The organism is Streptomyces sp. NPDC057963, assembly GCF_042887155.1.
Lineage (GTDB): Bacteria > Actinomycetota > Actinomycetes > Streptomycetales > Streptomycetaceae > Streptomyces.
Window position 1 is genome coordinate 16,872 of record NZ_JBHVPX010000046.1, and the last position, 11,524, is coordinate 28,395.

Sequence of the window (11,524 nt, forward strand, 5' to 3'; positions counted from 1 at the left end):
GCCACCCCTGTGGAAAAGCCGGGGGCGGCCCCATGTGGTCTCAGCCCGGGTAGACCAGGGACGAGCCTTCCTTGACCACCGTCTGCCAGTTGTCACCGGGCGACAGCTTCACGATCCCGTCGCTCGACGTGGCCGCCATCAGCGGCAACTGCTCGTCGTCCGCCGCCGCGACCGACGACACCTGGTTCACGCCGGGCAGAACGCCCGACGCGGGCGTCGAACCGTCCGCCTGCACATAGCGCACCTGCTGCACGCCGCCCTGCTCCTTGCCGACCACCACGAGACGGCTACGGCCCGACCACGACATCGCGGTCACATCCGCCAGCTGCGGTGCGGCCTGCCGCAGGTCCACCACCGAGACCTTCTGATCCGTCTCCGGCCCGCGCCGCTCGATCCGGCCGATCTTCAGCGTGGTGTGGTCGTCCTTGCTCACCAGGAGCGCGATCCGCACCCCGTCGGCGGACATCCGCAGGGCCTCGATCCGACCGCCGTCCAAGCTCGGCACGGTGACCTCCTGCGGCTTGCCGGTGCCCCCGGGCAGCCGCAGGAGTCGCCGGTCGCCGGGGTCCCGGTCGGCCACCCAGAGGTCGCCCCGGCCGTCCCAGCTCGGCACCGACAGACGGTCGTTCGGGCGGTGGGCCCTGCTGGTGACCAGGGCTGCCGGAAGCTCGCCGTCCGCGGCGATGGACGACACGTAGAGGGCCGTCCCGTCCCGCGAGACCGCCGCCGCCGTCTGCTCGTCCCTGGCCACCCCGACCGTGCTCATCCGCACCGGTCCGTTGCCGAGCGGACCCGCCACCGCCTCCGGGACACCACTGCCCTTGGTACTGCCGGGAATCCGCTCCACATGCCCCTTGGCATCGACGAAGTACTGGCTGTCCGGCCCACCCGACGAACCGTCAGGGGCGAACTCCTCCGCCTGGTCCGTACCGATGACACACAGTGGGGAGCCGTCGGAGCGCTGGAGCTGGACCTGCTCGACCCGTGCGGACGTCAGGTCCCGCAGGGTGAAGAGGACCTGTGAGGCCATCATGCGGCAGGAGTGCTGTCCGACGCCGTCCGCCTTCTTGTTGAGCGGCACCTTCAGTACGTTGCGGTCGTCGGGGGAGAGCGAGGTGACGCCCTTCTTCAGCTCCGTACCCCGGGGGAAGCGGGACGCGACCACCGGCCGCAGCCAGTTGGTCGGCCCCGCCAGGAGACTGCGGACCGCCTGCGTCACGGTGTCCATCCCGGTTCCGGGGTCCGTCCGGCTGCGGAGGTAGACGGGGTCGGCAACCAGCGTCGACTGCGCCGCCGTCCGCCCCGCCGCGAAGTAGTACTTGTCGACGGAACGGTAGAGGCGCCTGAAGTCGGACTGCCCGAGCAGAAGGCCGTCCGGGACGAGGTCGATGCGCCACTCCTTGCCGTCCTTGCCGTCCTCCTTCACCAGACGCAGGATCTGGTTGTAGTCCGTGGGCGCGAGCGGCTGATAGGCGCTCTGCGCGTCGACCGTTGCCACCTTCTCACCGGTCAGGGTGTAGGTGACCTCCGTGACGCCCGGGTCGCTGTCGCGGAACGGGCGGTCGCTCCGGTTCGGCGCCTTGGTGAGCACCGTCGTGAACGCACTCGGCTTCCAGGTGGCGGCCGCCTTCCTCGTCAGATACTTGCGAGTCGTCCTGAAGTCCGAGTCATCGCTGGTCATCGACTCCAGGAAACCGTCGACGATCTCGTTGGGAGTGGCGTTGTCACGCGGCGCCACCGCGTACACCTGCACCTGGGAGTCGCCGGGCTGCGAGGCGTCGACAGGCTTGACGTCCCCGGTGCCGGGCATCGAGGCGCACGCGGACAGGAGCAGGACACCGCTTCCGAGCATGGCGATCAGCCCCAGCACCCGTCCACGGCCGTCCCGGCGACGGTCAGTGCCCACGATTCGGTTCCCCCCGCTCCGGTTCCTTCACCGCACAGTCGGCCTCGCCGCCCGGCCGGTTCCCGGCCGGGCGCGCCACCACCCGTGCACCGCTGCCCGGCAGGGCGGCCGGATGCACCGAGGCCGGCGCCGTCCGGGAGGCCACGGGGGCACGTGAGGGCACGGGGAGCGCGCCCCGGTCGCTGCCGCCGGGCTGTACCGGCACCGCCGTCAGCCGGTGCTCGTCCCCGGTCGCGGGAGCAGCCGTGGCCCGCTCCCGGCTCTCCCGGCTGCGCCGGGAGTCCTCGGGCTCCAGCGGTATCGGCGATCCGCGCAGTGGTTCGTCCGCCGTACGCGGCAGTGTCAGCCGGAACTGCGAACCGCCACCGGGCTCGCCCCAGGCCTGCAGCCAGCCGCCGTGCAGCCGGGCGTCCTCCACGGCGATGGACAGCCCGAGCCCGGTACCGCCGGTCGTCCGCGCGCGGGCCGGGTCGGCCCGCCAGAAACGGTTGAACACCCGCGTCGCCTCGCCGGGCTTGAGCCCCACGCCGTAATCCCGTACGGCCACGGCGACCGCGCCTCCGGCCACCCCCATCCGCACCACCACGTCCCGGCCCTCGCCGTGCTCGACGGCGTTGACCACGAGGTTGCGCAGAACGCGCTCGACCCGCCGCGCGTCGGCCTCCGCTATCACCGGCTGCTCGTCGCCGACCACCCGGATCCGGGTGCCCTTGCGTTCGGCCAGCGGTTCCGCCCCGCCGATCACCCGCCGGACGACCTGCCGCAGATCTATCGGCTCGGCCTCCAGCGCCGCAGCGCCCGCGTCGAACCGGCTGATCTCCAGCAGATCGGCGAGCAGCGACTCGAACCGGTCGAGCTGGTCCCCCAGCAGCTCCGCGGAGCGCGCCGTCACGGGATCGAAGTCGCTGCGGGCCTCGTGGATGACATCGGCGGCCATCCGTACGGTCGTCAGCGGTGTCCGCAGCTCGTGGGAGACGTCGGAGACGAAGCGCCGCTGCATCCGGGACAGCTCCTCCAGCTGCTGGATCTTCAGCTGCAGGTTCTGCGCCATCTTGTTGAAGGCCTCACCGAGCCGGGCGATGTCGTCCTCGCCCGCGACCTTCATCCGCTCCTGGAGCCTGCCCGCGGAGAGCCGCTCGGCGATGCCCGCCGCCATCCGGACGGGCGTGACGACCTGCCGCACCACGAACCACGCGATGGCCCCGAGCAGCACGACCACGAACAGTCCCGCAGTCGCCAGCGTGCCCTTGACCAGTGTCAATGACTTCTCCTCCTGCGTCAGCGGGAAGAGGTAGTAGAGCTGGTACGGGTTGTGGTCGATGTCGTAGAGCCGCTTGCCCACGACCAGCCCCGGCTGCTGCTCCTGCCCGTTCGCGTACTGGATCATGGAGTACGTCTGGAAGGCCCCCGGGCCCTTGTTCACGGAGTCCCGCAGTCTCTGCGGGATGCTCGCCGCCTCCACACTGCCCGAACCGCGCGGCGCACGGGTGCCCTCGTCGGCGCTGAGCGCCACCACATTGAAGGCGTTCTTGCCGCCGCTGGCGAGCTGGTCGACGAGCTCGGTGCGCCAGGAGTTGTTGGCCGTGGTGCCGTCCGACGCGTCGCCGCCCTGCCCGCCGGGGTTCAGAGGGGCGTTCGCCTTCTCCTGGGCCGCCGCGAAACCGCCCGCGGCCTGGGTCTGGGCAGCCTTGCCCTTCGCTTCGAGCAGTCCGTTGCGCACCTGCCCGATCACCACCAGCCCGAGGAGCAGCACCACACCGAGCGACATGAGCAGCGTGCCCGCCACGACCCGCAGCTGGATGTTGCGTCGCCACAGCCGCACGGCGGGCAGCAGCGGACGCCGCACCCAGCGCATCAGCAGTCGCGGCACGGGGCCCCCGGGCGCCCGGTCGTGGAAGAACCGGCCACCCTGCAGAAGGCGCCCGACCTGGGACGCCCTGTGTCCTGGACCAGCAGCCCGCTCCGCACGGGCTCCCGGCTCCCCGGGCTGCGGAGCAGCGCTACTCAGGGGCATCTCAGCTCGGTCCGGCCTTGTAACCGACCCCGCGGACGGTCACCACGATCTCCGGCCGCTCCGGGTCCTTCTCGACCTTGGAACGCAGTCGCTGAACGTGCACATTCACCAGCCGGGTGTCGGCGGCGTGGCGGTATCCCCACACCTGCTCCAGCAGTACCTCACGGGTGAAGACCTGCCACGGCTTGCGGGCGAGCGCGACCAGCAGGTCGAACTCCAGCGGAGTGAGGGCGATCGACTGCCCGTCCCGCTTCACCGAGTGACCGGCCACATCGATGACCAGATCCCCGATGGCCAGCTGCTCCGGCGCCGGCTCCTCGGACCTCCGCAGACGTGCCCTGATCCGGGCAACCAACTCCTTAGGTTTGAACGGCTTGACAATGTAGTCGTCGGCCCCTGACTCCAGGCCCACCACCACGTCAACCGTGTCGCTCTTGGCAGTGAGCATGACGATCGGCACACCCGACTCGGCCCTGATCAGCCTGCAGACCTCGATGCCGTCCCTTCCGGGCAGCATCAGATCCAGCAGGACCAGGTCCGGCTTGGCCTCACGAAATGCGGCAAGTGCCTTGTCGCCGTCCGCTACGAACGACGGCTCGAACCCTTCACCACGCAGCACAATCCCGAGCATCTCGGCCAGTGCGGTGTCGTCGTCGACGACAAGGACGCGTCCCTTCATAATCGACATCATCCCATTAGCTAATCGTTACCTGCGATGATCTGGCACACAGCTCTGCCAGTCCGACCCCCGTGACCGGGGAAACTACGCCCTCCTCCGTGACGATCGCCGTGACCAGCTCCGGCGGTGTGACGTCGAACGCGGGGTTGTAGGCAAGGGTTCCGACCGGCGCCATGAGCACCGCACCGGCATCCCCGCCCGCCACCCCGACCCGTGGTGATGTGAGCTCCGTCACTTCGCTCCCCGGTCGTTGCTCCACAGTGATCGATGCCCCGTCCGCGGTGTTCAGATCCACGGTTGTGGTCGGCGCCACCACGATGAACGGTACGTGGTGGTACTTCGCGAGCACCGCCAGCGGATAACTCCCCACCTTGTTCGCCACCGATCCGTCCGCGGCGATGCGGTCCGCCCCGATGAGCACGGCGTCCACCTCCCCAGCGGCGAACAGCGAACCTGCGGCGTTGTCCGTGAGCAAGTTGTACGGCATGCCCGTGCGCGCCGCCTCGTACGCGGTCAGCCGGGCACCCTGCAGCAGCGGGCGTGTCTCGTCCACCCACAGCCGGCGCAGCCTCCCCTGCCGGTGCGCCCCGAGCGCCACAGCGAAGGCAGTGCCCTCGCCACCCGAGACGAGCGCCCCCGTATTGCAGTGCGTCAGCAGTTGATGTCCGCCAGCGGGCAGCAGTTCGTCCAGAAGGGCAAGCCCGTACCGTGCCATACGCCCGCTGGCCTCGGCATCTTCCCGGTGCAGCGCCCTGGCCTCGGCCAGCGCCACCTCGGCGGCCCCCTCCGGCTCCGCCCCCTTCTCGACGGCCGCCCGGTACGCCCCGGCGGCCCGCCGCACCCCGTAACCGAGATTCACCGCGGTGGGCCGCGCCCGCTCCAGCAGCTCCGCGGCCTCCGCCACGTCGTCTCCCCGTGCGGCCGCGAGAGCCACTCCGTAGGCGCCCGCGATGCCCAGGAGGGGCGCCCCACGCACCGCCAGCGTCCGGATCGCCCGCACCAGCGCGGGAACATCGGTGCACACCAGCTCGGCCTCCTCGGCAGGCAACCGCGTCTGGTCGAGAAGCACCAGCGCAGGGCCTTCCACAAGCTCGTCCCAGCGCAGTACGGGAAGCGCGGGAGGCTCGATGCCCACCGGCGATTGCGCGTCCTGATCAGCCATCCGCCCAGTCTGCCCCGTGAGCCGCCCGCAGATGAAGGGACGAAGGAGATGGAACGCCCGGCCCGTGGCGGAGCAACGCGTGGCACGATGGCTGGCAACCTGCCGCCCCGATGAGCGGACAGGACCGTGAAGGAGCGAGAATGAACGACACTCCGGGCTGGGCCTCGCCCGGATCTGCCCCCTCCGACGGCCAGGAGGCGGGCGTCCCCCGGCCTTCCGAGCCCATCGACGGCAGCGGCCCGGCAGGGAACTGGTCTTCCACACAGCCGCCCGCGGGGCAGTGGTCCGCACCCAGCGCTCCGGGGGCGGGTCCCGGTGCGCCTCCCCCCGCCCCGGGCTGGGGCGGAGGAGCTCAGGGCCCCTGGGGCGGCGGACCGCACGGCACGGGCTGGGGCCGCCCGCCCACCGCGGCCAAGCCCGGTGTCATCCCGCTGCGGCCACTCGGCGTCGGCGAGATCCTCGACGGCGCTGTCTCCACGATGCGCGCCCACTGGCGCACGGTCCTCGGTATCACCCTGACCGTCGCCGTGATCGCCCAGATCGCGATCATTCTCGTGCAGCGCTACCTGCTGCCGGAACCTCCGGCGATCGATCCGCACGCCACCGGCTCGGAGGCGCTCAGGCAGTCCGCCGACTCGGCTCAGTCGGCGCTGATCAGCAGCGTGCCGTCGCTGCTCATCACCTTGATCGCCACGCTCGTCACGACATCCGTACTGACCGTGGTGATCAGCCGCTCGGTGCTGGGCCGCCCGGTGACGCTCTCCGACGCATGGACCGAGGCCCGGCCCCGGCTTGCCCCGCTGCTGGGTCTGACCATGCTGCTGACCCTGATCGGCGGCGCCGTCATGGCGGCCGGCCTGCTGCCGGGCATGCTCATCGGCTCCACCACGGGCGCCGGACTCGTCGTCATCGGCTTCCTGGCCGCCACCGTCGTCGTCGTCTGGTTGATGGTCCGCTTCTGTCTCGCCTCGCCGGCGCTGATGCTGGAGCGGCAATCGATCACGACCTCCATGCGCCGCTCCGCGAAGCTGGTCAGGAACGCCTGGTGGCGGACCTTCGGCATCCTGGCTCTGACCTGGCTGCTGACTCTCATCGTGTCCGTGATCATCGCCATCCCGTTCGGCATCATCGCGATGACCGTGGACGACGGCGGCATCAGCTCCGTCCTCACCAACGGCTCCACGGACTTCGGCTGGCCGTTCCTGATCGTCTCGGGCATCGGCCAAGTGATCACCGCGACGATCACCTACCCGCTCTCCGCCGGTGTGATCGCCCTGCTCTACGTCGATCAGCGCATCCGCCGCGAAGCACTCGACCTCGATCTCGCCCAGGCAGCGGGCCTGCCCGGATACGACACCAGGAGCTGATGCCGTGTCGGGGGCGGGGGGCACGACAGCGGCACGGCTACTGATCCGAGCGGGCGGCGACATACCCGTGGACACTCCGCGTGTCCCCGCCCGCGAGGCCGCGAAGCACGAGTTGTCCAAGCCGATGTACCACGAGAACGATCCGAACCTCCTCCAGCGCGGTCTCGACCGGCTCTGGGACTGGATCGGCGATCTGCTGAACACGGCCTCCGGCGCCGCACCGGGCGGCCCACTCGGGCTTGTCGTGCTCGTGCTGGTCGTCATCGGCCTGGTCGCTGCGCTCTGGTGGCGGCTGGGCACCCCGCACCGCACGGCGCGTTCCGCCGACACCCTCTTCTTCGACGACAGCCCCCGCAGCGCGGCCGAACACCGGGCGGCCGCCGAGGCCCACGCCTGCGCCCACCGCTGGAACGAGGCGGTCCAGGAGCGCATGCGCGCCATCGTCCGCTCCCTCGAAGAGCGCGCCCTGCTCACGCCCCGCCCCGGGCGCACCGCGGACGAGGCCGCCGCCGAAGCGGGCCGTCCACTGCCCGCACACGCCACGCGCCTCCACGCCGCCGCCAGAGAATTCGACGACGTCACATACGGCGGCCGCACCGCGGACCAACAGGCGTACCTGGCCGTCCGGGCTCTGGACCTCGATCTCGAGACCGCCAAACCTCTCCTGACACCCGCGGCCCAGGGAGCAGCCGAATGACCGAGGCCACCGCCGCCCCCACCTCGGCATCTCTCACCCCGCACCAGCTCTGGACCCGCACCCGCGGTCCGCTCCTCGCCCTCCTCCTGCTCGTCGCAGCCGGAATCGCGCTGGCAGCCGTGCGCTCCGGTGACCAACACGGCCGCCTCGACCCCCGTTCCGCCGACCCCTACGGCAGCCGGGCCGTCGCCGAGCTCCTCAAGGACCGCGGCGTCTCCGTCCAGGTGGTCACGACGCTCGACGAGGCTGCGGCCCAGGTCGGCCCCGAGACCACGCTGCTCGTCACCTCCCCCGATCTGCTGACACCGCACCAGCAGCGCGGCCTCCGTGCCGCGACCGTCGAATCGGCCGGCCGCACCGTTCTTCTCGCGGCAGGCCCGACGTCCGTGGGCGCCCTGGTCCCCGGCGTCCACGCGGAGCCCGCAGGACCGGTGGCCACCCGCGCCGCTCAGTGCTCCCTGCCCGCCGCCCGCAACGCCGGCGACGCCGAGACGGGAGGCTTCCGCTACACCTCGAACGGCCTCGACGCCCTCGCCTGCTTCCCGAGCGACGGCCTCCCCACCCTGCTCCTGGTCGAACAGGGAGCGGGCGACACCGTGCTCCTCGGTGCCCCCGACCTCCTCCACAACGACCGGCTCGGCAACCAGGGCAATGCCTCCCTGGCGCTCCAACTCCTCGGCTCCCGCCCGCATCTGGTCTGGTACCTCCCCTCGCTCACTGACACTTCTACTGCCGCCGGGAACGGCGACGACGGCGCCCAGGACAACCGCAGCTTCGCCGACCTGATCCCCCGAGGCTGGCTGTGGGGCACCCTGCAACTCGCACTCGCCGCTGTACTCGCCGCCATCTGGCGCGCCCGTCGTCTGGGCCCCCTGGTGACCGAACGGCTGCCCGTGGCCATCCGCGCCTCAGAATCCACCGAGGGGCTGGCCCGCCTCTACCGCAGGGCGAACGCCCGCGACCGGGCCGCCGACTCGCTCCGTTCCGCCACCCGCGTCCGTATGGCTCCACTCGTCGGTGTCTCCCCACGCGAGGCCCACTCCCCCGCCACACTCATCCCTGCCATTTCCGCCCGCCTCACCACCACCGACATCGATCTCCCCACTCTGCTCTTCGGACCTGCCCCGTCCGACGACGCCGCTCTTGTACATCTGGCAGATCGACTCGACACCCTCGAAAGAGAGGTACGCACGTCATGAGCGCCCCGCCCCCAGTGCCCGCCGGGACTATCGAGACTCTCGGGAACGGCGACACAGCCCGCGCATCCCTGGAAACGCTGCGCTCCGAGATCGCCAAGGCCGTGGTCGGCCAGGACCCGGCAGTCACCGGGCTCGTCGTCGCCCTGCTCTGCCGAGGCCACGTCCTTCTCGAAGGCGTCCCCGGCGTGGCCAAGACCCTCCTGGTCCGGGCTCTCGCCGCCTCGCTCGAACTCGACACCAAGCGCGTCCAGTTCACCCCCGACCTGATGCCGAGCGACGTCACCGGCTCACTCGTCTACGACGCCCGCACAGCGGAATTCTCCTTCCAGCCCGGCCCCGTCTTCACCAACCTGTTGCTCGCCGACGAGATCAACCGCACTCCTCCCAAGACGCAGTCCTCCCTCCTGGAGGCGATGGAAGAGCGCCAGGTCACCGTCGACGGAACCCCTCGGCTCCTGCCCGACCCCTTCCTCGTGGCCGCCACACAGAACCCCGTCGAGTACGAGGGCACCTATCCCCTTCCCGAGGCCCAACTGGACCGCTTTCTCCTCAAACTGACAGTGTCCTTGCCGTCCCGTGACGAGGAGATCAACGTCCTCACCCGTCATTCCGACGGCTTCGATCCGCGCGACCTCAAGTCGGCGGGCATACGCCCCGTCGCAGGCACCGCCGACCTGGAAGCCGCCCGAGACGCGGTTGCCCGGACCAAGGTCTCCCCCGAGATCACCGGCTATGTCGTCGATATCTGCCGTGCCACGCGCGAATCCCCCTCGCTCTCCCTCGGCGTCTCTCCCCGAGGTGCTACCGCATTGCTGTCGACCGCCCGTGCCTGGGCCTGGCTCACCGGCCGCGACTACGTCATTCCGGACGATGTGAAAGCCCTGGCGCTCCCCACGCTTCGCCATCGCATCCAGCTACGGCCCGAGGCGGAGATGGAGGGGGTCACTCCCGACTCCGTCATCACCGCGGTCCTCGCCCACGTCCCCGTACCCCGATGAGGCAGTGACCATGGCCCTTACCGGACGTACTGCCTTCCTGGCCGCTCTGGGGTCACTCCCTGTAGCCATCTTGGCCCCGAGCTGGACAGGCATGCTCGCGGTCAACGCACCGCTCTCTCTGGCAATTCTGTGCGATTACGCCCTGGCTGCACCAGTGCGAATGCTTCGTTTCACTCGATCTGGTGATACAACCGTTCGACTCGGCGAGACCGCCGAAGTGCAACTCACCGTGACCAACTCTTCCCGTCGGCGCCTACGGGCACACCTCCGCGACGCCTGGCCGCCCAGCAGCTGGCCCACGGGCACCGAGCAGGCCGCGTCCCGTCACACAGTGACGATCCCGGCGGGGGAACGTCGCCGGCTGACCACCACGTTGCGACCGACACGGCGCGGCGACCGCCGAGCCGAACGCGTCAGCATCCGGTCGTTCGGGCCTCTGGGACTTGTGGCCCGTCAAGGAAATCACCAAGTCCCGTGGACGGTACGCGTCCTGCCGCCCTTCACCAGCCGCAAGCATCTGCCGTCCCGTCTCGCCAGGCTCCGGGAGCTCGACGGCCGCACCAGCGTCCTCACCCGCGGACAGGGCACGGAGTTCGACAGCCTGCGTGAGTACGTTCCCGGCGACGACACGCGCTCCATCGACTGGCGAGCGACAGCGCGTCAGTCCGCCGTCGCGGTGCGGACATGGCGCCCCGAGCGGGACCGTCACATCCTCATCGTCCTGGACACGGGTCGCACGTCGGCAGGGCGTGTCGGCGACGTGCCCCGTCTCGACGCCGCTCTGGACGCGGCCCTGCTTCTCACTGCCCTGGCCACTCGTGCGGGCGACCGTGTGGATCTGCTCGCCTTCGACCGCCGAATCCGCGCCCAGGTCCAGGGCAGGCCCGCAGGAGACGTTCTGTCCGCCATGGTGAATGCCCTGGCACCGGTCGAACCGGCACTTCTGGAAACGGATGCCCGAGGTCTCAGCGCTGCCGTGCTTGCCGGCGCACCTCGCCGCTCTCTGATCGTGCTTCTCACCGGTCTGGACGCGGCCCCCGTGGAAGAGGGCCTGCTGCCTGTCCTCCGCCGACTGACCCAACGCCATACGGTGCTGGTGGCCTCAGTGGCCGATCCGCACATCGAGCGGATGGCGGGAGCCCGGGGCACCGTGGACGCGGTCTACGGGGCCGCGGCCGGCGCGCAGGCCCGCGCAACACGGCTCCGCACCGCGGAGCAGCTCCAGCGCCGCGGTGCGGTGGTCGTCGATGCCACCCCGGACAACCTCGCCCCGGCTCTCGCCGACGCCTACCTGGCTCTCAAGGAGACGGGACGCCTCTGACGTCTCTGGCCTCCCCGAGACCCCGATCGAGACACCGATCCGACACATCAAAAAAAGCCCGTCAGGAAGAGGAGCCCTCCGGACGGGCTCTGAACGCAGAAAAGCCCCGTGCCACAAGGGCACGGGGCTTCTCACAAAAGGAGTTCGGCGGCGTCCTACTCTCCCACAGGGTCCCCCCTGC

General features: G+C 70.5%; 9 protein-coding genes. 5 read left to right on the top strand and 4 right to left on the bottom strand.

Annotated features, from left to right (window positions below; genetic code table 11):
• Nucleotides 1-40 precede the first annotated feature (40 nt).
• From ACFVT1_RS40000 to mtnA, 4 genes are read right to left on the bottom strand one after another with little or no spacing between them, the layout of a single operon-like run.
• On the bottom strand, nucleotides 41-1,852 hold the full coding sequence (locus ACFVT1_RS40000; RefSeq protein WP_389805492.1) for an LpqB family beta-propeller domain-containing protein: 1,812 nt from the start codon (nucleotides 1,850-1,852) through the stop codon (nucleotides 41-43).
• Nucleotides 1,853-1,895: 43 nt separating this feature from the next.
• On the bottom strand, nucleotides 1,896-3,920 hold the full coding sequence (gene mtrB / locus ACFVT1_RS40005) for an MtrAB system histidine kinase MtrB (protein ID WP_389805472.1): 2,025 nt from the start codon (nucleotides 3,918-3,920) through the stop codon (nucleotides 1,896-1,898).
• A 1-nt stretch (nucleotide 3,921) separates the two neighbouring features.
• Nucleotides 3,922-4,611: an MtrAB system response regulator MtrA gene (mtrA, locus tag ACFVT1_RS40010; RefSeq protein ID WP_205375139.1), complete on the bottom strand. Its 690-nt coding sequence runs from the start codon at nucleotides 4,609-4,611 to the stop codon at nucleotides 3,922-3,924.
• A 4-nt stretch (nucleotides 4,612-4,615) separates the two neighbouring features.
• Nucleotides 4,616-5,761, bottom strand: a complete 1,146-nt coding sequence (gene mtnA / locus ACFVT1_RS40015) for an S-methyl-5-thioribose-1-phosphate isomerase (protein ID WP_389805476.1) — start codon at nucleotides 5,759-5,761, stop codon at nucleotides 4,616-4,618.
• Nucleotides 5,762-5,901: 140 nt separating this feature from the next.
• On the opposite strand from mtnA, the gene ACFVT1_RS40020 reads away from it, so the two are divergent.
• From ACFVT1_RS40020 to ACFVT1_RS40040, 5 genes are read left to right on the top strand one after another with little or no spacing between them, the layout of a single operon-like run.
• Nucleotides 5,902-7,128 carry a glycerophosphoryl diester phosphodiesterase membrane domain-containing protein gene (locus ACFVT1_RS40020; protein ID WP_389805479.1) on the top strand — a complete coding sequence of 409 codons (1,227 nt, stop codon included), beginning with the start codon at nucleotides 5,902-5,904 and terminating at the stop codon, nucleotides 7,126-7,128.
• Nucleotides 7,129-7,132: 4 nt separating this feature from the next.
• A complete protein-coding gene (locus tag ACFVT1_RS40025) occupies nucleotides 7,133-7,825 on the top strand; it encodes a DUF4129 domain-containing protein (RefSeq protein WP_389805482.1) in 693 nt (230 codons plus the stop codon).
• Nucleotides 7,822-9,024 (top strand): DUF4350 domain-containing protein, encoded by a 1,203-nt coding sequence (locus tag ACFVT1_RS40030; RefSeq protein ID WP_389805484.1) that lies wholly within the window; start codon nucleotides 7,822-7,824, stop codon nucleotides 9,022-9,024. The genes ACFVT1_RS40025 and ACFVT1_RS40030 overlap by 4 nt, the downstream gene beginning before the upstream one ends.
• On the top strand, nucleotides 9,021-10,022 hold the full coding sequence (locus tag ACFVT1_RS40035) for an AAA family ATPase (RefSeq protein WP_389805487.1): 1,002 nt from the start codon (nucleotides 9,021-9,023) through the stop codon (nucleotides 10,020-10,022). Before ACFVT1_RS40030 ends, ACFVT1_RS40035 begins: the two co-directional genes overlap by 4 nt.
• A 10-nt stretch (nucleotides 10,023-10,032) precedes the next feature.
• Nucleotides 10,033-11,343, top strand: coding sequence for a DUF58 domain-containing protein (locus ACFVT1_RS40040; RefSeq protein WP_389805489.1), 1,311 nt, complete (start codon nucleotides 10,033-10,035; stop codon nucleotides 11,341-11,343).
• The last annotated feature ends 181 nt before the right edge of the window (nucleotides 11,344-11,524 follow it).